Origin of the sequence: Sphingomonas mangrovi, from assembly GCF_047975845.1 — a bacterium.
Taxonomy (GTDB): Bacteria; Pseudomonadota; Alphaproteobacteria; order Sphingomonadales; family Sphingomonadaceae; genus Sphingomonas.
In genome coordinates, this window is sequence record NZ_JBIUCZ010000019.1 from 19011 (window position 1) to 41994 (window position 22984).

The 22984-nt window shown below is 69.8% G+C and carries 20 protein-coding genes and 1 pseudogene; 16 read left to right on the forward strand and 5 right to left on the reverse strand.

All coding sequences use genetic code 11. The features are described from left to right. Window positions 1–62 precede the first annotated feature (62 nt). Window positions 63–1019, forward strand: a complete 957-nt coding sequence (gshB, locus tag ACBY01_RS10535; RefSeq protein ID WP_416460785.1) for a glutathione synthase — start codon at window positions 63–65, stop codon at window positions 1017–1019. 36 nt (window positions 1020–1055) lie between these two features. After that, entirely contained in the window at window positions 1056–1661 is a 606-nt protein-coding gene (locus ACBY01_RS10540) for a DedA family protein (RefSeq protein ID WP_416460786.1), read from the forward strand. A gap of 103 nt (window positions 1662–1764) precedes the next feature. Here ACBY01_RS10540 and ACBY01_RS10545 read toward each other — a convergent pair whose 3' ends face one another. Continuing rightward, window positions 1765–2682: a tyrosine recombinase XerC gene (locus tag ACBY01_RS10545; RefSeq protein WP_416460787.1), complete on the reverse strand. Its 918-nt coding sequence runs from the start codon at window positions 2680–2682 to the stop codon at window positions 1765–1767. A gap of 57 nt (window positions 2683–2739) precedes the next feature. Here ACBY01_RS10545 and ACBY01_RS10550 point away from each other — a divergent pair, with 57 nt between their 5' ends. The 5 genes from ACBY01_RS10550 to ACBY01_RS10570 all read left to right on the forward strand — a co-directional run bounded on the left by ACBY01_RS10550 (window position 2740) and on the right by ACBY01_RS10570 (window position 10228). Then, window positions 2740–4212: a diguanylate cyclase domain-containing protein gene (locus tag ACBY01_RS10550; protein WP_416460788.1), complete on the forward strand. Its 1473-nt coding sequence runs from the start codon at window positions 2740–2742 to the stop codon at window positions 4210–4212. A gap of 47 nt (window positions 4213–4259) precedes the next feature. Continuing rightward, window positions 4260–6431 carry a primosomal protein N' gene (locus ACBY01_RS10555; protein WP_416460790.1) on the forward strand — a complete coding sequence of 724 codons (2172 nt, stop codon included), beginning with the start codon at window positions 4260–4262 and terminating at the stop codon, window positions 6429–6431. 236 nt (window positions 6432–6667) lie between these two features. Beyond that, window positions 6668–8179 (forward strand): S1C family serine protease, encoded by a 1512-nt coding sequence (locus ACBY01_RS10560; protein ID WP_416460791.1) that lies wholly within the window; start codon window positions 6668–6670, stop codon window positions 8177–8179. Then, entirely contained in the window at window positions 8179–9747 is a 1569-nt protein-coding gene (locus ACBY01_RS10565; protein ID WP_416460792.1) for an alpha/beta hydrolase, read from the forward strand. Before ACBY01_RS10560 ends, ACBY01_RS10565 begins: the two co-directional genes overlap by 1 nt. Beyond that, window positions 9734–10228, forward strand: coding sequence for a GNAT family N-acetyltransferase (locus ACBY01_RS10570; protein WP_416460793.1), 495 nt, complete (start codon window positions 9734–9736; stop codon window positions 10226–10228). Before ACBY01_RS10565 ends, ACBY01_RS10570 begins: the two co-directional genes overlap by 14 nt. Before the next feature lies 1 nt (window position 10229). On the opposite strand, the gene ACBY01_RS10575 is transcribed toward ACBY01_RS10570, so the two are convergent. After that, window positions 10230–10904 carry a dienelactone hydrolase family protein gene (locus tag ACBY01_RS10575; protein ID WP_416460795.1) on the reverse strand — a complete coding sequence of 225 codons (675 nt, stop codon included), beginning with the start codon at window positions 10902–10904 and terminating at the stop codon, window positions 10230–10232. Between the two features lie 224 nt (window positions 10905–11128). Here ACBY01_RS10575 and ACBY01_RS10580 point away from each other — a divergent pair, with 224 nt between their 5' ends. From ACBY01_RS10580 to ACBY01_RS10610, 7 genes are all read left to right on the forward strand, one after another. Next, window positions 11129–11698, forward strand: a complete 570-nt coding sequence (locus tag ACBY01_RS10580) for a F0F1 ATP synthase subunit delta (protein ID WP_416460796.1) — start codon at window positions 11129–11131, stop codon at window positions 11696–11698. Window positions 11699–11700: 2 nt separating this feature from the next. After that, on the forward strand, window positions 11701–13230 hold the full coding sequence (atpA, locus tag ACBY01_RS10585; RefSeq protein WP_416460797.1) for a F0F1 ATP synthase subunit alpha: 1530 nt from the start codon (window positions 11701–11703) through the stop codon (window positions 13228–13230). A gap of 138 nt (window positions 13231–13368) precedes the next feature. After that, a complete protein-coding gene (locus ACBY01_RS10590) occupies window positions 13369–14250 on the forward strand; it encodes a F0F1 ATP synthase subunit gamma (RefSeq protein ID WP_416460798.1) in 882 nt (293 codons plus the stop codon). A 23-nt stretch (window positions 14251–14273) separates the two neighbouring features. Continuing rightward, a complete protein-coding gene (atpD, locus tag ACBY01_RS10595) occupies window positions 14274–15746 on the forward strand; it encodes a F0F1 ATP synthase subunit beta (RefSeq protein WP_416460799.1) in 1473 nt (490 codons plus the stop codon). Between the two features lie 48 nt (window positions 15747–15794). Beyond that, window positions 15795–16046 (forward strand): ATP synthase F1 subunit epsilon, encoded by a 252-nt coding sequence (locus tag ACBY01_RS10600; RefSeq protein ID WP_416460800.1) that lies wholly within the window; start codon window positions 15795–15797, stop codon window positions 16044–16046. A gap of 247 nt (window positions 16047–16293) precedes the next feature. Continuing rightward, the gene (locus ACBY01_RS10605; protein WP_416460801.1) at window positions 16294–17763 is read left to right on the forward strand and encodes a TadA family conjugal transfer-associated ATPase; all 1470 of its coding nucleotides are present in this window, start codon (window positions 16294–16296) and stop codon (window positions 17761–17763) included. 125 nt (window positions 17764–17888) lie between these two features. Next, on the forward strand, window positions 17889–19073 hold the full coding sequence (locus tag ACBY01_RS10610; RefSeq protein WP_416460802.1) for a retropepsin-like aspartic protease: 1185 nt from the start codon (window positions 17889–17891) through the stop codon (window positions 19071–19073). Between the two features lie 22 nt (window positions 19074–19095). On the opposite strand, the gene ACBY01_RS10615 is transcribed toward ACBY01_RS10610, so the two are convergent. Both ACBY01_RS10615 and ACBY01_RS10620 read right to left on the reverse strand, forming a co-directional pair. Beyond that, window positions 19096–19968 (reverse strand): DUF4253 domain-containing protein, encoded by an 873-nt coding sequence (locus ACBY01_RS10615; protein WP_416460803.1) that lies wholly within the window; start codon window positions 19966–19968, stop codon window positions 19096–19098. Between the two features lie 107 nt (window positions 19969–20075). Then, window positions 20076–20261 carry a hypothetical protein gene (locus tag ACBY01_RS10620; protein ID WP_416460804.1) on the reverse strand — a complete coding sequence of 62 codons (186 nt, stop codon included), beginning with the start codon at window positions 20259–20261 and terminating at the stop codon, window positions 20076–20078. Window positions 20262–20311: 50 nt separating this feature from the next. On the opposite strand from ACBY01_RS10620, the gene ACBY01_RS10625 reads away from it, so the two are divergent. Continuing rightward, entirely contained in the window at window positions 20312–21130 is an 819-nt protein-coding gene (locus ACBY01_RS10625) for a class I SAM-dependent methyltransferase (protein ID WP_416460805.1), read from the forward strand. Window positions 21131–21336: 206 nt separating this feature from the next. On the opposite strand, the gene phaR is transcribed toward ACBY01_RS10625, so the two are convergent. Next, a complete protein-coding gene (phaR, locus tag ACBY01_RS10630; RefSeq protein WP_416460806.1) occupies window positions 21337–21900 on the reverse strand; it encodes a polyhydroxyalkanoate synthesis repressor PhaR in 564 nt (187 codons plus the stop codon). Between the two features lie 13 nt (window positions 21901–21913). Between phaR and ACBY01_RS10635 the strand changes: the two are divergent. Then, window positions 21914–22969, forward strand: a pseudogene (locus tag ACBY01_RS10635) (alpha/beta fold hydrolase); the annotation flags it as partial. Window positions 22970–22984: the final 15 nt, after the last annotated feature.

Below are 22984 nucleotides of genomic sequence, written 5' to 3' on the forward strand. Positions count from 1 at the left end.
CTCCAACGCGTGACATTCCCCGCCCCCGCGCCTACCTCCCGCGGGCAACCAGGAGTGCCCGCATGCCGCTGACCGTCGCCGTCCAGATGGATCCGCTCGATTCGATCAACATCGCCGGCGATTCGAGCTTCGCGCTGATGCTGTCGGCGCAGGAACGCGGCCATCGGCTGTTCCACTATGCGGCGGAGGACCTGAACTACGAAGCCGGCCGCGTGTGGACGCGCGCGCATCCGGTGACGGTGCAGCGGGTCGAGGGTAACCACTTCGCGTTCGGCGATCCGGTGAAGCTCGATCTGGGCGACGAGGCCGACGTGGTGCTGATGCGCCAGGACCCGCCGTTCGACCTGGGCTACATCACCGCGACCCATCTGCTGGAGCGGATCGCCGACCGGACGCTGGTGGTGAACGACCCGGCGCAGGTGCGCAACGCACCCGAAAAGCTGTGGGTGCTCGACTATGCCCACTTCATGCCGCCAACGCTCATCACGCGATCGGTCGAGGAAGCGCGCCTCTTCCTCGCCGAGCATCGCTCGATCGTCGTGAAGCCGCTCCACGGTAACGGCGGCAAGGCGATCTTCAAGATCGACGCCGACGGCCAGAACCTTTCGTCGCTGATCGAGGTGTTCAACACCGCCTATCGCGAGCCGCACATGGTGCAGGCGTTCCTTCCCGAGATCGTGGAAGGCGACAAGCGCATCGTGCTGGTCGACGGCGAGGTGGCGGGCGCGATCAACCGCATGCCGGGCGAGGGCGAGATCCGGTCGAACCTGGCGGTCGGCGGATCGGCGGCGAAGACCGAACTGACGGAGCGCGAGCGCGAAATCTGTGCCGAGCTCGGACCGGAGCTCAAGCGGCGCGGGCTGCTGTTCGTCGGCATAGACGTGATCGGCGGCAAGTGGCTGACCGAGATCAACGTCACCTCCCCCACCGGCATCGTCGCGATCGACCGCTTCAACGGCACCGACAGCGCGGGCATGATCTGGGATGCGATCGAACGCCGCGTCGCCGCGCGCAGCTGAACCCACCGAATCGCCGCGTCGCGCGTTGGACAGGCAATGACCGACTTCATCCTCGATGCGATCGCCTGGGGCGGTTATTTCGGCATCGCCCTGCTGATGGCGCTCGAAAACGTCGTGCCGCCCGTTCCCTCGGAAGTGATCATGGGGCTGGGCGGCATGGCGGTCGCGCGCGGCACCATGGCGATGGTGCCGCTGGTGTTCTGGGGCACGGTCGGCTCGGTCGCGGGCAACTACTTCTGGTATGCGGTCGGCCGGCACTTCGGCTATCAGGGGCTCCGCCCCTTCGTGCGCCGCTGGGGCCGCTGGCTGACGCTGGAGTGGGAAGACGTAGAGAAGCTCCAGCGCTTCTTCCACGCGCGCGGCGGCTGGGTGGTGTTTGTGTTCCGCTTCATGCCCACCTTCCGGACGATGGTGTCGCTGCCCGCCGGCATGGCGTGCATGCCGCACTGGCGATTCGCGCTGGCGACCTTCGCGGGCAGCGCGATCTGGAACACGGTGCTCGGCTGGGCGGGGCTGTACTTCGGCTCCAACTTCCGCGAGCTTGATCGCTACGTCGGGCCGGTAACGATCGCCCTGGGCGTGCTGATCGCGCTAGGCTACGTCTATCGCGTCGTGACGTGGAAGCCGCGGGCGGAGCGGTAGGTCGGGGGCAGGCTTCCGTACCTCGTCATCCTGACGAAGCACAGAAAGCGTCGGTCCGTGGTCCTGAGCTCCTGCCTGCGCAGGAGCCCGGAACCCGCACGCATCACGCCCGCGGATGGGCGTTGCGGTAGACGTCGAGCAGATACGCCGCATCGACCGCGGTGTAGACCTGGGTCGAACTGAGGCTCGCATGGCCGAGCAGTTCCTGCAGCGCGCGCAGGTCGGCGCCGCGGCCGAGCAGGTGGGTGGCGAAGCTGTGGCGCAGCGCATGCGGCGTGGTGCGGTCGCCCAGCCCCAGCCGGACACGGGCGGCGCGTACCGATCGGCGGACGACGCCCGCCGCCAGCGGGCCTCCTTTGGCGCCGCGGAACAGCTCGGCATCGCGCGCGGTGCCCCAGGGGTTGAGCCGGACGTAGGACTCGATCGCCTCGCGCACCGGCGGCAGCAGCGGCACCATCCGCGTCTTGGCGCGCTTGCCGGTGACCGCGATCGTCTCGCCCAGCGGCAGCACCGCGCCGGTCAGCCCCAGCGCCTCGCCGATGCGCAGGCCGGCGCCGTAGAGCAGCAGCAGCACCGCCCAGTCGCGCGCGGCGATCCACGGCGCGGCCGCCTCCTCCGACACGTCCTCCGCCAGCGCGATCGCCTCGTCCGGGGAGATCGGCCGCGGCACGCCCTTCTTCACGCGCGGTCCCTTCACCCGCGGCAGCGACGCGCCCTCGCCCCCCACCCAGGCGAGGAAGCCGCGCACCGCCGACAGCTCGCGCGCGGCCGAGGCGTTGCCGAGTCCTTCGCTGCGGCGATGCGCGAGGAAGGCGCGCAGATCGGCGGCACTCAGCGCCCTCAGCACCGCCTCGTCGACCGGCCCGCCGCGATGCGCGCGCAGGAAGGCGAGCAGCCGCTCGGCCGTCGCCTGATAGGCGCGCACCGTGTTCACCGACCGGCGGCGGTCGCGCGCCAGATGACGGCCGTAGCGCAGCGGCAGCGGCGCGTTCCCGGTCTCCGTCGCGTCGCTCGTTTCCACCCGCCGCCTTTTCGAAAAGATACGAAAAATCAACCCGTCGCCCGATAGGCCGGGGCCATGCCGGAGCGACTGTACAATGCTGCGCGCGAAATCGCGATGTCGCCTGCGGAGGTCCAGACGCTGCTCGCCGCGGCGCCCGAGGCGGCGTTCGACAGGATCGCGCAGATCGCCAAGCGGCTGGTCGACACGCCGATCGCCGCGGTGAACCTGATCGAGGGCGATCGGTTCTGGGTGAAGGCAGGCTATGGCCTTCCCAGGCAGCCGCTGCCGCGTGCCGAGGCGTTCTGCGACGTGACGGTGCAGACCGACGCGCCGCTGGTGGTCGACGACGCCGCCGGCGATCCGCGCTTCCGCGATCTGGCGGTGGTGACGACGAACGATCCGGTGCGCTTCTACGCCGGGGTGCCGCTGCACGTCACCAACCGCGCCCGCCGGATCACCGAGCCGGTGGGGACGCTGTGCGTCATGGACCTGGCGCCGCGTACCCTCGCACCCGCCGCGCTCGCCGCGTTGCGCCAGCTCGGCGACGTGCTGGAGACGCTGATCGAGGCCGAGGTCGCGACCGCCGGCGCGGTCGCGGTGGCGCGCACCGCCGCCGAGCAGAGCCGCCAGCTGCGCCGCCAGGACCTAATCTTCCGCCAGGCCGAGAAGCTCGCGCTGATCGGTTCCTGGTGGTTCTCGCTCGACACGCACGAGACCGTCTGGTCGGAAGGAATGTACCGCATCTACGAGGTGCCGGAGGGCCAGCGGCTGTCGGTGGACGAGGCGCTTTCCTATTTCAGCGACTTCAGCCGCGAGCGGCTGTCCGCGATGGTCGCGCGGACGATCGAAACCGGCGAGCCCTTCACGCTGGAGATGGACTTCGTCTCCGCCACCGGCCAGCACCGCCGCGTGCGCTCGGTCGGGCAGGTCGAATATGAAGGCGGCCGCCCCAGCGGTGTGTCGGGGATCATGCAGGACGTCACCGAGCACTGGCAGCTGGAGGAGCGGCTCCGCCGGTCGGCCGACACCGACGAAGTCACCGGCATCGCCAACCGCGCGGCGTTCAACCGCGCGCTCGCGGAGGCGATCGACCACGCCCAGGCCCGGCAAAGCCCGACGGCGCTGCTGCTGATCGATCTGGACGAGTTCAAGGGCATCAACGACACCCACGGCCACAATGTCGGCGACGACGTGCTGCGCGCGGTGGGCCGTCGCCTGACCGATTCGCGGCTGCGCGGCAGCCTGGCCGCGCGATTGGGCGGCGACGAGTTCGCGCTGATCGTCACCGATCCCGAACTGAACGCCGACCTCCCCGGTCTCGCCGAGCGGCTGCTCGCCGTGCTGCGCCAGCCGGTGACGACCGTCGACGGCGCGGTGCCGACCTCGGCGACGATCGGCTATGTGCGCTACGCCGACTGCCTGGGGTCGCTGCGCGGGTTCGTCCATTGCGCCGACAAGGCGCTGTACGCGGCCAAGCGCGCGCGGCGCGGCTCGGCGCGTGCCTATGATGCCAAGGACGGCGGGAGCGGCGACATCCCTGCCGACTGACTCGGGCGATTCCCAATCGCGCCGCGCGTCCCTATCTCGGGCGCTGCATGATTTCCTCGCGCGCCCGTGTCCTCGTCCTCAACGCCGCCCTCGGCCCCCTCGACTATCGCGTGCCGCACGGCATGGCGGTGGAGCCCGGCTCGATCGTGATCGCCCCGCTCGGGCCCCGCCAGCTGCTGGGCGTGGTGTGGGAGGCGGAACGGCTGCCGGCCGAGGAGGTGGGCGACAACCGCCTGCGCCCGCTGCTGGGCGTGGTCGACGCGCCGCCGATCCCGGCACCATTGCGCCGGCTGATCGAGTGGACCGCCGACTATTATCTCGCCGCCCCGGCCGCGGTGCTGCGCATGGCGCTGTCCTCCACATCGGCGCTGGAGGGCGCGAAGCTCGCCACCGAATATCGCGCGACCGGCGAGGTGCCCGACCGGCTGACGCCGCAGCGCGAGCAGGCGCTGGAGCGGATCGGCGACCGCCAGGGGCTGGTGCGCGAGCTGGCGACGATGGCCGACGTGTCGGAGGCGGTGGTGCGCGGGCTGGTCAAGGTCGGCGCGATCGAGGCGGTGAGCGTCGACATCGACGTGCCCTATCCGACTCCGGATCCCGACCACGGCGTGCCGGTGCTGTCCGAACAGCAGGCCGAGGTCGCCGGCGTGCTGCGCGACGCGGTCGACACCCAGCCGTTCCAGCCCTTCCTGCTCGACGGGGTGACGGGTTCGGGCAAGACCGAGGTCTATTTCGAGGCGATCGCCGCCGCCATCGCCGCGGGCAAGCAGAGCCTGGTGCTCTTGCCCGAGATCGCGCTGACCGAACCGTTCCTCAAGCGCTTCCACGCGCGCTTCGGCTGCGAGCCGGTGGCGTGGCATTCGGACCTGCGCTCCACCCAGCGCCGCCGTGCCTGGCGGGCGATCGCCACGGGCCAGGCGCTGGTGACGGTCGGCGCACGCTCGGCGCTGTTCCTGCCCTATGCCAACCTCGGCCTGATCGTCGTCGACGAGGCGCACGAGACCAGCTTCAAGCAGGAGGACGGCGTCCATTATCACGCGCGCGACGTGGCGGTGATGCGCGGGCTGTTCGAACGCTGCCCGGTGGTGCTCGCCTCCGCGACGCCCGCGATCGAGACTCGCCACCAGGTCGCACTCGGCCGCTACACCGAACTCAAGCTGCCGGGCCGCTACGGCAAGGCGGAGCTGCCGGCGATCGAGCCGATCGACCTGATCGCCGAGCCGCCGATCCGCGGCCGCTGGATCGCGCCCAAGCTGGTCAACGCGATCGACGAGACGCTGGCGCGCGGCGAGCAGGCGCTCTTGTTCCTCAACCGCCGCGGCTATGCGCCGCTCACCCTATGCCGATCGTGCGGGCACCGCTTCCAATGCCCCAACTGCACCGCGTGGATGGTCGAGCACCGGCTGATCCACCGATTGTCCTGCCACCATTGCGGGCACATGATCCCGACCCCGCGCAAATGCCCGGAGTGCGATGCCGAGGACGCGCTGGTCGCCTGCGGCCCCGGCGTCGAGCGTATCGCCGACGAGGCCGCCGCGCTGTTCCCCAACGCGCGCATCGCCATCGTCACCTCCGACACGCTCTGGTCGCCCGCCAAGGCCGCCGAGTTCGTCAATCGCATGGAGGCGGGCGAGATCGACCTGGTGGTCGGCACCCAGCTGGTGACCAAGGGCTATCACTTCCCGAACCTGACGCTGGTCGGCGTGATCGACGCCGACCTGGGCCTCGCCGGCGGCGACCTGCGCGCGGCCGAACGCACCTTCCAGCAGATCATGCAGGTGGCCGGGCGCGCCGGGCGCGGCGAGAAGCCGGGGCACGTCTTCATCCAGACTACCGCCCCGGACGCGGCGGTGATGCGCGCGCTGGTGTCGGGCGATGCCGAGAGCTTCTACGCCGCCGAGACCGAGGCGCGGCAGGAGGCGGAGGTGCCGCCGTTCGGCCGCTATGCCGCGATCATCGTCTCGTCGGAGGACAAGGACGCCGCCAACGACGCCGCCCGCCGCATCGGCCGCGCCGCGCCCGAGGTGGAGGGAATGCACGTCTTCGGCCCCGCCCCCGCCCCGCTTGCGATGCTGCGCGGCCGCCACCGCTTCCGCCTGCTGGTCCATGCGCGCCGGCAGCTGGACGTGCAGGACGTGATCCGCGGCTGGCTGGGCAGCGTGGAGTGGCCGAGCAAAGTGCGGGTGGCGGTGGACGTGGACCCGTATAATTTCCTGTAGCCATTTATTCGTCATCCTGACGGAAGTCAGGATCCATTGCCGCTCCCGTCGGAGGGGTAAGGACAACCGCCACCCGCACCACCAGAGGCGCGCCCTTCGAACACCATTGGCGTCACGCGAATGGATCCTGACTTCCGTCAGGATGACGGGGGGAGCCGGGATCGCCTCGCCCCGCTTGAACGCGGCCCCGCTTTCCCCGAAACAGGCGCCGCACTTTGGAAAGACGGGATTGCCGCGTGGCGCGACTGCTGTGGATGCTGATGTTGCTGGTCGCCTGGGCGGCGCCGGCGCGGGCCGACGATATCTCCGCCTCCGCGCGCGGCGTCGTGCGGGTCGTCACCCTGGCGGTGGTCGACGACGAGGTGGTGGGCTTCGGCCACGGCAGCGGCTTCGCGGTCGGCCCCGACCGGATCGTCACCAACGCGCACGTCGTCGAGCTGGAGGGACGGTACCCCGGCGCCGTCGTGATCGGCGTGGTGCCGTCCGAGGGCGACAAGTCCTACCAGGGCAGGCTGATCGCGGTCGATCCGGAGCGCGACCTAGCGCTGATCGAGGTACAGGGGCTGAAGCTTCCCCCGCTCGCGCTCTACAACGGGCCGATCGGCGAGGGTGAGGCGACGGTGGCGCTCGGCTATCCCGGCAACGTCGATCTGGCGACGGCGCAATCGGCGTCGGACTTCATCACGCCGCTGTCGCCGGTGCGCTCGGAAGGCGTGTTCTCGGGCATGCGGCGGCTCGGCACCACGGGCGTGCTGCTCCACACCGCCAGCATCGCGCGGGGTAATTCGGGCGGGCCGCTGCTCGACCGCTGCGGCCGCGTGCTCGGCGTCAACTCGGCGCTGACCCGCGGCGACGACGGCGACGCGAGCTTCGGCTTCGCGATCGCCGGCAGCGAGCTGTCGGGCTTCCTGCGTGAGGCCGGACAGCAGGCGATCGCGGTCGGCACGACCTGCATCGGCATGGAGGAACTGCTGGCACAGGATCGCGCCGCGTCCGCCGACGCCGCGCAGCAGGATGCCGCCCGCGCCCGCGTCGCCGCCGAGCGCGCCGCCGCCGAGCGCGCGACCGCGATCGAAAGCGCGCGCGAGCGCAACGAAGCGACTCGCGAGAACTTCATGGCCGGCGCCGCGGTGCTGCTGGTGCTCGCCGCACTCGCCGGCGGCGGTGCCGGGCTGATGGCGAGCCGCGGCAAGCGGCGCGAGGCGATCTGGGCCGGCGCAGGCGGCGGCGTGCTGCTGATCGGCGCCGTGGCGCTGTTCGTCAGCCGGCCGTCGTTCGATCCCGATTCGGTGCCGGCTCCGACAAAGCCCGCCACGTCCGCCGCGGGCCTCACCGGCAAGCTGCTCTGCACGCTGGTGCCCGAGCGCAGCCGCGTCACCGTCTCCGTCACGCCCGAGGTGGCGATGGACTGGCAGGCGAACGGCTGCATGAACGGCCGCACGCAGTATGCCGAGGCGCAGAACAGCGGCTGGGAACGCATCCTCGTCCCCGACGAGGAGCAGACCGTGTCGGTGCTGCGCTACGAGCCCGCCACCGGCACCTACATCAACACCCGCTACCTGCTGAACGGCGAGCGCATGGCCGAGGCGCGACGGCTGCGCCAGGGCGTCGACCTGAAGCAATGCGCGGGCGAGAGCGCGGGCCGCGCGAACCTCGCCACGCAGCAGGCGGCGATCCGCGCCGCCCTGCCGCAGCTGCCGAACGAACGGCTGGTCTACAGCTGCCATGCCGCACGGGGGACCCACTGATGCTGCGCACCACGACGCTCGCCGCCGCACTGCTGCTGTCGGGCACCGCCCTTTCCGCGCAGGAGGCTCCGCCGCTCGCGATCCCCGTCGCCGCCGCCCCCGAGCTCGGCGCGACCAATGCCGGCCGGCTGCTGGTGTTCGCCCGCGCCGTCGAGCCCGGCGCCAAGCCCGAGGAGGCGCTCGACGTCTCCCCCTTTTCGCCCAACGCCACCTATGTCGCCGCGCGCGAGGTGAGCGACCTGCGGCCGGGTACGCCCGCACTCGTCGACACCGGCACCGATGCCTATCCCGCCGCCTTCGCGACGCTGCCCGCGGGCACCTATCGGGTGCAGGCGCTGCTCGATCGCGACCACAGCTATGCCTATGGCGGGCGCGAGGCGGGTGACCTCCTGTCGAAGGTCGTGACGGTGACGCTGCCCGGGCCGGTGCCGACGCTGCTGCTCGAACATATCGAGCCGGCGGCGGACGACGCGGCGATGCTCGCCCGGCTGCCCGCCGAGCGGCGCAAGCCGCTGGAGGCGGCGCTTACCCGAGTCGAGCCGGTCGCGGTGCACAGCACCCTGCTCACCCGCTTCCACGGCACGCCGACCAGCATCAAAGGCTGGGTGGCGCTGCCGCCCGGCTATGCCGAGGGCAAGGGCACCTACCCCACCGTCTATTCGGATGGCGGCTTCGGCAGCACGCTCTCCTCGGCGCGGCTGAGTGCGGCGAGCATGACGGCGATGATGGCCAAGGGCGACGTCCCGCCGATGATCTGGGTCTATCTCGACCATCACATCGCCACCGGCACCCACGAGTTCGCCGATTCGGCGAACAACGGCCCCGTCGGCCAGGCGCTGGTCGAGGAAGTGATTCCCGAACTCGAAAAACGCTATTGGATGGATGCGCGGCCGAGCGGGCGGTTTCTCACCGGGCACAGCTCGGGCGGCTGGTCGACGCTGTGGCTGCAGGTCGCCTATCCCAAGACGTTCGGCGGCAGCTGGCCGACCGCGCCGGACCCGGCCGACTTCCACGACTTCACCAACGTGAACCTCTACGACGACGCCAATTTCTACGCCGGGCCGGACGGCAAGGACCGGCCACTGGTCCGCCGCGACGGCAAGGTGGTGGCAACGCTGCGCCAGTTCGGGCGGCTGGAGCAGGTGCTCGGCCCCTATGGCGGACAGTTCGCCAGCTTCGAATGGGTGTTCTCGCCGCGCGGCGCCGACGGCCGCCCGCTGCCGGTGTTCGACCGCGCGACCGGCGCGATCGACAAGCAGGTCGTCGCCTATTGGCGCGACCATTACGACGTGGCGCACATCGTCGCGCGCGACTGGCAGACGCTCAAGCCCGACCTCGACGGCAAGCTCCACCTGACGGTGGGCACCGCCGACACCTTTTACCTCGACGGGCCGGCGCACCGGCTGAAGGCGGTGCTCGACGGGCTGGGCGCGAAGTCCTCGTTCCGGTTCGTGCCGGGCAAGGACCACGGCAATCTCTACGAGGCGGACGGCGACCGCTCTGCCCTCACGAAGGAAATTGCCCGCGAAATGTACGCGGTGGCGAGGCCCGACCGTGGCGAGCGCTGACCAACCCGTCGCTTTCCACACGGGCGAGCTCGACCGGGCGGACGTCCAGGCGCTGCTCGCCCAGCATCTCGCCGGCATGCACGCCCAGTCGCCGCCGGAGTCGGTTCACGCCCTGCCACTGGAAGGTCTGCGGAGAAGCGATCTGACCTTCTTCTCGGCGCGCGATGCCGACGGGGCGCTGCTCGGCGTCGGCGCGCTGCGCGAGCTCGACGCCGGACACGGCGAGATCAAGTCGATGCGGACCGTCGACGCGGCCCGCAACCGCGGCATCGGCGCCGCGATGCTGGGGCACCTGCTGCACGTCGCACGCGAACGCGGCTACGCGCAGGTGAGCCTGGAGACGGGAACGCCCGACGGCTTCGCCCCCGCGCGCCGGCTCTATGAACGGCATGGCTTCACTCGCTGCCCACCGTTCGCCGATTATCGCGAGGACCCGTTCAGCTGCTGCATGACGCTGGCGCTGGCCGGGCCCTCCGCCTGACTCACCCGCCGTTGGCACGGAACAGGTCGAGGGTGCGCTGGCGGGCGAGCTTCGCCGCGGCCGGCGCATAGTCGTCGCGGCGGTCCGAATTGAAGCCGTGGCCGGCGTCGTAGATATAGATCGTCGCATTGTCCGGCGCGGATGCGGCGAGCGCCTCGACGCCGGCGATCGGGATGCCGGGATCGTCGCGACCGAAATGGGCGATCGTCGGCACCTTCGGCACTTCGTTCGAACCGGGCACCAGCCGGCCGTAATAGCTCGACACCGCCGTCAGCCCCTTCAGCCGGGTGGCGGCGAACCAGGCGACCGAGCCGCCGTAGCAATAGCCGACGGCGAACACCGGCCCCGCATCCCGCAACGCGTCGATGCACGTCTGCACGTCGGCGACGGAGGTCTCGATCGGATGGATGTCGCGCGACAGCTCGACGCCGCGCTGCAGCCCCTCGCCGCCGTACGGCGCTTCGAACCCCGGCGCCTCGCGATCGAACAGCGCGGGCGCCAGCACCTCGTAGCCGTCCGCGGCGAAGCCCTCGCACAGGTCGCGGATGTGATCGGTGATGCCGAAGATCTCCTGGATCAGCACCAGGCCGCCGCGGCGCGTGCCCTGCGGCTCGGCACGGTAGACGCCGATCTCGGCACCGTCGGACATGGTCATGCGGATCATGCTGCCGGTCATCGCACGCGCTCCTTCAAGGTAGGACAACGGGTTAGGCGCGTTCCGCCGCGAAGGAAACCGCAGCGCCGCAGCCGGGCGCGACCGCGATCCGGACCGGCGCGCGGCTTGCATATCCGCCCCCCCTTTGCTAACCGCGCGCCAGCCATTCAGGGGGGCGTTCATCCGGCACTGCCCTGTTCCCCATGGCGTAAGCGCCTTCTTTGGAATGTTGGGATAGGGATCGCGTGGAGACTTCCGGCGGCAATCTAAGCGGTGGCATCCAGGCAAGCCTGGCCGGCCGCTATGCGACCGCGCTGTTCGAACTGGCGCGCGACGACCAGTCGATCGCGACGGTGGAACAGAGCCTGGGCGGCGTTCGCCAGGCACTCGACGAATCGAGCGACTTCCGCGCGCTCGTGGGAAGCCCGCTGGTCGCGCGCGACGCCGCGACCAAAGCGGTCGAGGCCGTGGCCGACTCGATCGGCGTCGACCCCACCACCAAGCGCTTCCTGGGTGTGCTGGCGCAGAACCGCCGGCTGAAGGAGCTGCCCGCCGCGATCCGCGCGTTCCGGGCGCTCGCCGCACAGCATCGCGGCGAAGTGACCGCCGAGGTCGCCTCCGCGCATCCGCTTTCCGACGATCAGGTCGACCAGCTGAAGCAGCAGCTTCGCACGCGCGTCGGCCGGGACGTCTCCGTCGACCTGAAGGTCGACCCCTCGCTTCTGGGCGGGCTTGTCGTGAAGATCGGCAGCCTGATGATCGACAGCTCGATCAAGACCCGTCTGAACACCCTCGCGCACGCGATGAAAGGCTGAACATGGATATCCGCGCCGCAGAAATCTCCAAGGTCATCCGCGACCAGATCGCCTCGTTCGGCAGCGAGGCGCAGGTCTCCGAAATCGGCCAGGTGCTGTCGGTCGGCGACGGCATCGCGCGCATCTACGGCCTCGACAACGTCCAGGCGGGCGAGATGGTCGAGTTCGCCAATGGCGTGCAGGGCATGGCGCTCAACCTCGAAGCCGACAACGTCGGCGTCGTGATCTTCGGCTCGGACGCCGAGATCCGCGAGGGCGACACCGTCAAGCGCACCGGCACCATCGTCGACGTCCCCGTCGGCAAGGGCCTGCTCGGCCGCGTGGTCGACGGTCTGGGCAACCCGATCGACGGCAAGGGCCCGATCGTCGCCGAGAAGCGCAGCCGCGTCGAGGTGAAGGCGCCGGGCATCATCCCGCGCCAGTCGGTCAGCGAGCCCATGCAGTCGGGCCTCAAGGCGATCGACGCGCTCGTGCCCGTGGGCCGCGGCCAGCGCGAGCTGATCATCGGCGATCGCCAGACCGGCAAGTCGGCCGTCGCGATCGACACCTTCATCAACCAGAAGACCGCCAACGCCGGCGACGACGAGTCGAAGAAGCTCTACTGCGTCTATGTCGCGGTCGGGCAGAAGCGGTCGACCGTCGCGCAGCTGGTCAAGACGCTCGAAGAGAATGGCGCGATGGAATATTCCATCGTCGTCGCCGCGACCGCGTCCGACCCGGCGCCGATGCAGTTCCTCGCGCCCTACACCGGCACCGCGATGGGCGAGTATTTCCGCGACAACGCGATGCATGCGCTGATCGTGTTCGACGATCTGTCGAAGCAGGCGGTCGCATATCGCCAGATGTCGCTGCTGCTGCGCCGTCCGCCGGGCCGCGAAGCCTATCCGGGCGACGTCTTCTACCTGCACAGCCGCCTGCTCGAGCGCGCGGCCAAGATGTCGGACGCGAACGGCGGCGGCTCGCTGACCGCGCTGCCGATCATCGAGACGCAGGCGGGCGACGTGTCGGCGTACATCCCGACCAACGTGATCTCGATCACCGACGGCCAGATCTTCCTCGAGACCGACCTGTTCTTCGCGGGCATCCGCCCGGCGATCAACGTCGGCCTGTCGGTCAGCCGCGTCGGCTCGGCCGCACAGACCAAGGCGATGAAGAAGGTCGCGGGCTCGATCAAGCTGGAGCTCGCCCAGTATCGCGAGATGGCCGCGTTCGCGCAGTTCGGCTCGGACCTCGACGCCTCGACCCAGAAGCTGCTCAACCGCGGCGCGCGCCTGACCGAGCTGCTCAAGCAGCCCCAGTTCTCGCCGATGCCGTTCGAGGAGCAGGTCGCGTCGATCTTCGCCGGCACCCAGGGCTATCTCGATGCCGTGCCGGTCACCGACGTCGTCCGCTTCGAGCAGGCGATGCTTTCGGACCTGCGCGCCAATCACCCGGGCGTCCTCGCCAAGATCCGCGACAGCAAGGATCTGGGCGACGAGGCGAAGTCGGGCCTGAAGGCAGCGCTCGACAGCTTCGCCAAGACGTTCGCGTAAAGGCTGACGGCACAACAGACACACCCGTCACCCTGAACTTGTTTCAGGGTCCATCGTGCCCCAAGCGGCGGCGATGCGATTGGAGAGATGGATGCTGAAACAAGTTCAGCATGACGGTTTGGGGAAGTGACGAACTAAATGGCCTCTCTCAAGGCACTCAAGGTCCGGATCAACTCGGTCAAATCGACCCAGAAGATCACCAAGGCGATGAAGATGGTCGCCGCCGCCAAGCTGCGCCGTGCGCAGGAGGCGGCGGAGGCCGGCCGTCCCTATGCCGAGCGGCTGGAGACGGTGGTGTCGAGCCTCGCATCGCGCGTCGCCGTCGGAGAGGGCAGCCCCAAGCTGCTCGCCGGCACCGGCCGCGATCAGGTCCACCTGTTCGTCGTCGCCACCTCCGACAAGGGGCTGGCCGGCGCGTTCAACAGCAACATCGCCCGCCTCGCTCGTCGTCGTGCGCTGGAGCTCCAGGCGCAGGGTAAGACCGTCAAGTTCTACACCATTGGCCGCAAGGGCCGCGGCGTGCTGGCGCGCCAGTTCCGCGACGGCTTCGTCCACTCGGTCGAGCCCGGCGATCTCGGCAAGCTCGGCTTCGCCGACGCGCGCGGCTATGCCGACGACCTGATCGCCCGCTTCGAAGCCGGCGAGTTCGACGTGGCGCACCTGTTCTACGCCAACTTCAAGTCGGTGCTGACGCAGGAGCCGACCGAGCAGCAGCTGATCCCGGTGGCGATCCCCGCCGCGGCCGAGGCGACCACCGCCGCCGATGCGGTGGTCGAGTACGAGCCGGACGAGGAGCAGATCCTCGCCGACCTGCTCCCCTCCAACGTCGCGGTGCAGATCTTCCGCGCGCTGCGCGAGAACGCCGCGTCGGAGCAGGGATCGAAGATGACCGCAATGGACAATGCGACGCGCAACGCGGGCGACCTGATCAAGCGCCTGTCGATCCAGTACAACCGTGCGCGCCAGGCCGCGATCACGACCGAGCTGGTCGAGATCATTTCCGGCGCGGAAGCGCTCTAAGTTCCGAAGGCAAGGAAGAGACAATGGCAACCGCCGCAGAGACTTTCGCCCCCGTGGCGACCACCAACAACGTCGGCCGCATCAGCCAGGTGATCGGCGCGGTCGTGGACGTGACCTTCGACGGCGCGCTGCCGGCGATCCTCTCCGCGCTGGAGACCGACAACAACGGCAATCGCCTGGTGCTCGAAGTCGCCCAGCACCTGGGTGAGAACACCGTCCGCACCATCGCGATGGACGCGACCGACGGCCTGACCCGCGGCCAGACGGTGACCGACACCGGCTCGCAGATCCGCGTCCCCGTCGGCCCCAAGACGCTCGGCCGCATCATGAACGTCGTCGGCGAGCCGATCGACGAGCGCGGCCCGGTCGGTGCGGAAACCACCGCCCCGATCCACGCCAAGGCCCCGGAATTCGTCGACCAGTCGACCGAGAGCGCGATCCTGGTCACCGGCATCAAGGTCATCGACCTGCTCGCGCCGTACGCCAAGGGCGGCAAGATCGGCCTGTTCGGCGGCGCCGGCGTCGGCAAGACCGTGCTGATCCAGGAGCTGATCAACAACATCGCCAAGGGCCACGGCGGCACGTCGGTGTTCGCCGGCGTCGGCGAGCGCACCCGCGAGGGCAACGACCTCTACCACGAGTTCCTCGACGCGGGCGTCATCGCCAAGGATGCCGACGGCAACGCCATTTCGGAGGGCTCGAAGGTCGCGCTGGTCTATGGTCAGATGAACGAGCCGCCAGGCGCCCGCGCGCGCGTCGCCCTGTCGGGCCTGACCATCGCGGAATATTTCCGCGACCAGGAAGGCCAGGACGTGCTGTTCTTCGTCGACAACATCTTCCGCTTCACCCAGGCGGGCGCGGAAGTGTCGGCGCTGCTGGGCCGCATCCCGTCGGCGGTGGGCTATCAGCCGACGCTGTCGACCGACATGGGCGCGCTGCAGGAGCGCATCACCTCGACCAACAAGGGCTCGATCACCTCGGTCCAGGCCGTGTACGTCCCCGCGGACGACCTTACCGACCCGGCACCGGCGACCTCGTTCGCCCACCTCGACGCGACGACCGTGCTCAACCGCGCGATCTCCGAACTCGGCATCTATCCGGCGGTCGATCCGCTCGATTCGACCAGCCGCGTGCTCGAGCCGCGCATCGTCGGCCAGGAGCATTACGAGACCGCGCGCGCCGTCCAGGCGATCCTGCAGAAGTACAAGTCGCTGCAGGACATCATCGCGATCCTCGGCATGGACGAGCTGTCGGAAGAGGATAAGCTCACCGTCAGCCGCGCCCGCAAGATCCAGCGCTTCCTCAGCCAGCCGTTCCACGTCGCCGAAGTGTTCACCGGCATCCCGGGTGCGTTCGTGCAGATCGAGGACACCATCCGCTCGTTCAAGGCGGTGGTGAACGGCGAGTACGACCACCTGCCGGAAGCAGCCTTCTACATGGTCGGCGGCATCGACGACGCGGTCGCCAAGGCCGCGAAGATGGCGCAGGACGCCTAAATAGGCTCGAACAGCGCCTCCCTTCGGGGAGGCGCCGAGGATGACAAGATGCTGCACTTCGAACTCGTCACCCCCGAGAAGCTCGTCCGCTCGGAGGAAGTCCATATGGTGGTGGTGCCCGGCACCGAAGGCGACTTCGGCGTGCTGGAGGGCCATGCCCCGCTGATGTCGACGGTCCGCGACGGCGTGCTCCAGATCTTCCGCACCGCCGGCGGCGAGCCGGAGACGCTGCCGATCGTCGGCGGCTTCGCCGAGGTCAACGACCGCGGCCTGACGGTGCTGGCCGAACAGGCCGGCTGACCGTCCACGACAGGCTGCACGTTGGCGGCCCGTCCCTCCCCTGCGGCGTGCAGCGGGAGGGGCGGGCCGCCGTCGTTCGGGGGCACCGCTCCGCCGCGGGCGGTTAGGCAATTGTCAAAGCTTGCGCGTTAGAAATCGTCCTGCCCGGCGGTATCGGGCGTTGAGGACGTGACAAGTGAGTGCATTCGGTCGACGGAATCATCTCGGTAGTCCCGCGGGGCGCCCCCAGTTCGGGGTCGCCCGGCCGATGCAGGACTCCACGGTCGCGCGCCCGGCGGACACCGAGGGCGCAGGCCAGTTCCCGCCGATCACCGACATTCCCCTCCCCGGCGCCGAAGCGTCTCCCCTCGCCGCGCCCGAGTTCGACGGCCCCGCGCTGCATGCGGACGCGATGCAGCGCCTCGCCGATCGCCAGGCTTCGTCGGGCGAGGCCGGCAACAGCCGCGTCGAGGGGTTCGAAAGCTCGATCCACCGCATCAAGGAACAGGTGCTGCCGCGCCTGCTCGAACGCGTCGACCCGGAAGCCGCAGCGACGCTGTCGAAGGACGAGCTGGCCGAGGAATTCCGCCCGATCATCGGCGAAGTGCTCGCCGAGCTGAAGCTCACCCTCAACCGGCGCGAGCAGTTCGCGCTGGAAAAGGTGCTGGTCGACGAACTGCTGGGCCTTGGGCCGCTCGAGGAACTGCTCGCCGACCCGGCGATCAGCGACATCATGGTCAACGGCCCCGACCAGACCTTCGTCGAGCGCAAGGGCAAGCTCGAGCTGGCCAACATCGCGTTCCGCGACGAGGAGCATCTGTTCCAGATCGCGCAGCGCATCTGCAACTCGGTCGGCCGCCGCGTCGACCAGACCACGCCGCTTGCCGACGCGCGCCTGAAGGACGGCAGCCGCGTTAACGTGATCGTGCCGCCGCTGAGCCTCAAGGGCACGGCGATCTCGATCCGCAAATTCTCCGCCAAGCCGATCACCATCGACATGATGGCCGGATTCGGGTCGATGAGCGCCAAGATGGCGACCGCGCTCAAGATCGCGGGCGCGAGCCGGTTCAACGTCGTCATTTCGGGCGGCACCGGCTCGGGCAAGACGACGATGCTCAACGCCCTGTCGAAGATGATCGACCCGGGCGAGCGCGTGCTGACGATCGAGGACGCGGCCGAACTCCGCCTTCAGCAGCCGCACTGGCTGCCGCTCGAAACCCGCCCGCCCAACCTGGAGGGTCAGGGCGAGATCACCATCCGCGACCTCGTCAAGAACGCGCTGCGTATGCGCCCGGATCGCATCATCCTGGGCGAAATCCGCGGCGCCGAGTGTTTCGACCTGCTCGCGGCGATGAACACCGGCCACGACGGCTCGATGGCGACGCTCCACTCCAACTCGCCCCGCGAATGCCTGGCGCGTATGGAGAACATGGTGATGATGTCGGACATCAAGGTGCCCAAGGAAGCGATCAGCCGGCAGATCGCCGACTCGGTCGACCTGATCGTCCAGGTCAAGCGCCTGCGCGACGGCTCGCGCCGCGTGACCAACATCACCGAGGTGATCGGCATGGAAGGCCCGGTGATCGTCACCCAGGAGCTGTTCAAGTTCGAGTATCTCGACGAGTCGGCCGATGGGAAGATCATCGGCGAGTATCGCTCGATGGGACTGCGCCCCTACACGCTCGACAAGGCCAAGCAGTACGGCTTCGACCAGGCGCTGCTGGAGGCATGCCTGTAAGGCGGCGCGCTTCCCCCGTCCTGCCGACGAGGGTCGGCATCCGTTGCCGCGCCTGTCGTCGGAGTGAGGCCGGGAGCGCGAGCCGCGGGGTGGTGCGACTCGCCCTCGCCCTCTAGTTTGCCGGAATGCGCCAAGCGCTCGCCCTGTTCGCGGCGATTGTCGTCGCCGCCTCGCCAGGGGCCGACGCGCCCGCCCGGCCCCCGCGCGCGCCGACCGAAACGCTGGCGAAGAACAGCGCCGAGCGCTGGGTGCCGTTCGAGCTCACCCCCGCCAACCACCTTCGCTTCGCGATGCGGATCGCCGGCCGGCCGGCGAGCGCGCTGCTCGACACCGGCGTCAGCCACTCGATCCTCGACAGCGGCTTCGCCCGGCGCATCCGGCTCAAGCCGGAGCGTCAGGGCACCGCGTCGGCGCTCGGCGGCGATCTCGCACTGGGCTGGACGCGCGTCCCGCGGCTGGCGCTCGGCGGGCTGCGCGCCGGCGACCGGCCGATGGCGATGCTCGACCTGTCGCAGGTGCAGACCGGCGACGGCCGGCCGGTCGATGCTCTGGTCGGCGCCGACCTGCTCGGCGACCACGCGCTCGACATCGATTTCGCGCGTCGCCGCTTCCGTCTGCTGCCGAGCGGCGCGCAGCCGTTCGCCGGGGCCAGCGCCCCGCTGTCGCGCCGTGCCGACGGGCTCTACGTCACCGAGGCGACGCTCGGCCGCGAGTCGCTACGCCCGGTGATGGTCGACACCGGCGACGGCACCAGCATCAGCATCACGCGCGCCCAGTGGCAGGCGTCCCGGCTGCCGCAGCGCGGCCTGACCTCGACGCTGTCCTATGGGCTTGCCGGCCCCGTCGAAGCCGATCTGACGGTGACCGACGCGGTACGGCTGGGCGGGGCCGCACCGACCGACCTGGAACTGCGCGTGGAGGGCAAGGACTTCGCCGAGCGCACCGGCATCCCCAGCCGCATCGGCGTCGGCTTTCTCCGCCGCTTTCGCGTGCTGCTCGATCCCGGCGCCGGCCGGCTGCTGCTTGGCCCGATCGCGGGCGCCGCCGACTCGCCCCGCTCCACCAGCGGGCTGCTGCTCGGCTATGAGGCGCAGCGGCTGCGCGTGCTCCACGTCATGCGCGGCAGCCCCGCCGCGCGCAGCGGCTGGCGCGCCGGCGAGCAGATCTGCCAGGTGGACGGCGCCCCGGTCCGCGAAGCCGCGGTCGGCATCGCCGACCTCGCCTGGGCCGCCGCCCCGCCCGGCCGCAAGGTGCGCCTCGGCCTGTGCGACGGCATCGAACGAACGCTCACGCTGGCGAAATTCTACTAGCGGCCGGTTGCGCTTCCACAGGTCAGTCCCACCAGAAGAACCACCAGTCACTGGTCATGAGCGTTGCCGCTAGGGCCGAGAGGGTGCCCACGCCCTGGTCGACGATGTCGGGGCAGTATCCGTAAAGTTGGCGTGCGAGATCCATCGCCTCCTCCCGGGTGGCCGGTCGACGCCGGACCCGGACGTTCATGGTATCACCATTGATGCCGACGAGTTCCGCGCCGTAGCGCTCGTGCCACAAGCGCAAGGCCGCGACGTGGTACTCCGGCGGCGGACAGGCGTTCCAATCGCCCCAGCGCAAATACGCGGGCACTTCCCAGCTGAGGCGTGCTGGGGTGCGCAGCAGATGGACGCGATCCAGAACTTTGCCGGCGAGGTCGGTGGCCACGGTGAGCCCGACCGCTGCATCCGTCCCGTGCTCGGCCATGTCAGCCGGCCATTCCCCTTGGGGCGCAAGCAGGTCCTCAGCGGAATAGGCGCCACCCCAATCCTGAAGGTCATCGGGGAAGCGGATCTTCGCGGCGAGCTTCAGAATGGCTTCCGGCGACCTGGGCGAAGGCATGGGTATCGGGCTACGGCCGAACACGGCGGGATCATCAATGCTGAACTGCTCCGCGATCCGCGCAAGGCTGTCATCGTCACCCACGACAACAGGCCAACCGGAATTTCCTGCTCTCAGTCGTTCCCATTCGGCGAGTGCTTCGGCGCCGGGAACGGTCGTACGTTCGTACGGCAACGCTGCCATCATTTTTCTATACGAGACAGACTTGCGGAGCTCATCCTGTCCCTTCGGCTGCGCACCCACATCGGGCGCCTGCGCACGAACTCGTGAAAAAAAGGCACCAGTTGCGGCCGCGCCGATGGCACTCATACCAAGCAGCACCCGCCGACTCATCCTGAACATGTTCCTTGGCCTCCCCTGCGTCCGGAGGCGGGAGAAAGGCAGACCTACGGTGCAGCGTCAACGCCGAGCTACCGCCCGGCATGCCTGCACATCATCCCTCACCCCGTCAGCGCGAGCGCGCCCAGGATCACGGCGCACAGGATCGCGGCCATCTGGATGCCGGGCCACGGCATCACGCCGACCCGGTCGAGGTCGCTGCGGCGCGCCCGTCGCGCGTCGGCTACGCCGCTGGCGACCGCCACTGCCGCCAGTGCGGCCGCTCCGCTCCAAAGTCCCGCTTGCATCCGTCGCGCTTAGCCGCACAACGGGCGTTCGTCACCTCTGGAGGTTTCCGATGCGCCCGATGCTGCCGATCCTCGCCCCCGCCTTCGTCGTTGCCGCCGTAGCGGCTCCCATCGCCGCGATCGCCATCGCGGCTCCGCAGACGCCCAAGCAAGCGCTTGCCGCCGCGATCGCGTCGCCGTCGCGCACGCCCACCAACGTCGCGCGCGACCGCTACCGCCACCCGGCCGAGACGCTCGCCTTCTTCGGCGTGAAGCCCGGCGACACGGTGGTCGAGGTGTGGCCGGCGGGCGGCTGGTATACCGAAATCCTAGCCCCCTATCTGGCACGCAACGGCAGCTATTATGCCGCCGCCCCGCTCCCCAACGGCGCCAAGGGCGTGCAGGCGCTCCAGGCCAAGGACGCGTCTCGCTATGCGAAGGTGCGGATCGCCGGCTTTCCCGCCAAACCCGGTGACGCCACCGTGCCCGACGGTAGCGCCGACGTGGTGCTCACCTTCCGCAACGTCCACAACTGGCGCTTCGGCGGCGCCGACCAGGCGCAGGCGATGTTCGACGCGATGTTCCGCATGCTCAAGCCGGGCGGCACGCTGGGCGTGGTCGAGCACCGGCTGCCCGAGGCGCGCGATGCCGCCGCCGAGGAGAAGAGCGGCTATATGAAGGAAAGCTCGGTGATCGGCTTCGCCAACCGCGCCGGCTTCACGCTCGCCGGCCGCTCCGAGGTCAACGCCAACCCGCGCGACACCGCCGACTGGGAAAAGGGCGTCTGGACGCTGCCGCCGAGCTATCGACTGGGCGACACCGACCGCGCCAAATATGCCGCGATCGGCGAGAGCGACCGGATGACGCTGCGTTTCGTCAAGCCGCGCTAACCGGGGGCCATTCCTATTGGCCCATACGAAACTGCGCAAGCGCGGCGCCAGACGCCAGACGCCAGACGCCAGACCGCCGTATCCCTGCGCAGGCAGGGATCCAGGGCCAAGGAGAACAACCTCCGGCAGTGTATGGGACCCTGGGCTCCTGCTTCCGCAGGAGCACGACGGAGCGCGAAGGGTCCCGGTCGTCCCCGGGGCCGGGCTCACTTCGCCAGCTTGTCGACCTTTTCCTGCAGCCGGGCGAGTTCGGCGCGGAGCGCTTGCATCTCGCTCTCGCTGCCCCCTTCGCCGGCCGCCGGCGCGACGTTGCCGTTGGCCGGTGACGCGGGCTTGAACGCCGAGGTCGCCGCCTCGAACATCGCCATGTTGCGCTTGGCGATCTCGGCCAGCGGCGAGTTGGCGAAGGCGCCTTCGACCGCGGACTTGAACTGCTCCTGGTTGCGGCGGAAGCTCTCCATCGACGCCTCCAGATACCCCGGCACCACCGCCTGCATCGAATCGCCATAGAGCGAGATCAACTGGCGCAGGAAGCTGACCGGCAGCATCGTCTGCCCGCGGCTTTCCTCCTCCATGATGATCTGGGTGAGGACGTTGTGGGTGATGTCCTCGTCGCTCTTGGCGTCGACGACCTTGAAGTCGCGGCCTTCGCGAGTCATCGCGGCGAGATGGTCCAGGGTGATGTAGGACGAAGTCTCGGTGTTGTAGAGACGCCGGTTGGCGTATTTCTTGATGATGACGGGCCCGCCATCCGACACGGTCTTTTTCATGCAGAACCCCTGAATGTCTGAGCCATCACTATCACCGTTTCATGCCGCGCTGCAACGCGGCCCGCGGCCGCTGCCGTTGTTCCTGGAGATGCTGCGCGAGCAGACCGAAGGCGCGCTCGAGCGCCGCGCCGCAGCGCTGGCGGGCCTGCGCGCCTATCAGCAGGCGCCGCGCCGGCCGCGGCCGCCAGCCCCCCCGGCGATCGCGCGCAGCGGCCGCGCGACGCTGCTCGACTATGGCGGCACGGGGCGGCCGGTGGTGATCGTTCCCTCGCTGATCAATCCGCCGTTCGTGCTCGATCTGGCCGAGGGCAATTCGCTGCTGCGCTGGCTGGCGACGCAGGGGATGCGGCCGCTGCTGGTCGACTGGGGCAGCCCCGATCCGGACGCGCGGGACGAGGACGTCGATTCGCACGTCACCGACCTGCTGCTGCCGCTGCTCGACGCGCTCGGCGAGCCGCCGGTACTGGTCGGCTATTGCCTGGGCGGCACGATCGCCGCGGCCGCCGCGACGCTGCGGCCCGCGGCCGGGCTGGCACTGATCGCCGCCCCGTGGCGCTTCGCCGGCTTCGGCGACGCGGCGCGCGCGGAGATCGCCGCCCTATGGCAGGCGGCCGAACCGACCTGCGATGCCCTCGGGCTGGTGCCAATGGAGGTGCTGCAGGCCGGCTTCTGGCGGCTCGACCCGGCGCGCACGATCGCCAAGTTCGAAGGCTTCGGCACGCTCGCCCCCCACGACCCCAAGGCGCGCGCCTTCGTCGCGCTGGAGGACTGGGCCAACGCCGGTGCGCCGCTGACCTATGCGGCGGGACGGCAGCTGTTCGAGTGCTTCTTCGCCGCCGACCTGCCGGGCCGCGGCGCGTGGCAGATCGCGGGACGGACGATCACGTCCGCCCCCTCCTGCCCCGCGATCGACTTCGTCGCGCGCGGCGACCGCATCGTGCCCGCGGCGAGCGCGGCGGGGCTGCCCGTGCGGCACGACGTCGCGGCGGGGCATGTCGGCATGGTGGTCGGCAGTCGCGCGCCCGCACTGCTGTGGCAGCCGCTCGCCGACTGGATAAGCCGGGTGCCAGTGGTTAAACTGTCG

Coding starts and splice junctions, on each gene's coding strand:
- ACBY01_RS10590 (WP_416460798.1), top strand. CDS start 13,369: ATGGCCTCTCTCAAGGCACTCAAGGTCCGGATCAACTCGGTCAAATCG.
- ACBY01_RS10620 (WP_416460804.1), bottom strand. CDS start 20,261: ATGCAAGCGGGACTTTGGAGCGGAGCGGCCGCACTGGCGGCAGTGGCG.
- ACBY01_RS10610 (WP_416460802.1), top strand. CDS start 17,889: ATGCGCCAAGCGCTCGCCCTGTTCGCGGCGATTGTCGTCGCCGCCTCG.
- ACBY01_RS10555 (WP_416460790.1), top strand. CDS start 4,260: ATGATTTCCTCGCGCGCCCGTGTCCTCGTCCTCAACGCCGCCCTCGGC.
- phaR (WP_416460806.1), bottom strand. CDS start 21,900: ATGAAAAAGACCGTGTCGGATGGCGGGCCCGTCATCATCAAGAAATAC.
- ACBY01_RS10600 (WP_416460800.1), top strand. CDS start 15,795: ATGCTGCACTTCGAACTCGTCACCCCCGAGAAGCTCGTCCGCTCGGAG.
- ACBY01_RS10550 (WP_416460788.1), top strand. CDS start 2,740: ATGCCGGAGCGACTGTACAATGCTGCGCGCGAAATCGCGATGTCGCCT.
- atpD (WP_416460799.1), top strand. CDS start 14,274: ATGGCAACCGCCGCAGAGACTTTCGCCCCCGTGGCGACCACCAACAAC.
- ACBY01_RS10565 (WP_416460792.1), top strand. CDS start 8,179: ATGCTGCGCACCACGACGCTCGCCGCCGCACTGCTGCTGTCGGGCACC.
- atpA (WP_416460797.1), top strand. CDS start 11,701: ATGGATATCCGCGCCGCAGAAATCTCCAAGGTCATCCGCGACCAGATC.
- gshB (WP_416460785.1), top strand. CDS start 63: ATGCCGCTGACCGTCGCCGTCCAGATGGATCCGCTCGATTCGATCAAC.
- ACBY01_RS10540 (WP_416460786.1), top strand. CDS start 1,056: ATGACCGACTTCATCCTCGATGCGATCGCCTGGGGCGGTTATTTCGGC.
- ACBY01_RS10605 (WP_416460801.1), top strand. CDS start 16,294: ATGCAGGACTCCACGGTCGCGCGCCCGGCGGACACCGAGGGCGCAGGC.
- ACBY01_RS10625 (WP_416460805.1), top strand. CDS start 20,312: ATGCGCCCGATGCTGCCGATCCTCGCCCCCGCCTTCGTCGTTGCCGCC.
- ACBY01_RS10575 (WP_416460795.1), bottom strand. CDS start 10,904: ATGACCGGCAGCATGATCCGCATGACCATGTCCGACGGTGCCGAGATC.
- ACBY01_RS10615 (WP_416460803.1), bottom strand. CDS start 19,968: ATGAGTCGGCGGGTGCTGCTTGGTATGAGTGCCATCGGCGCGGCCGCA.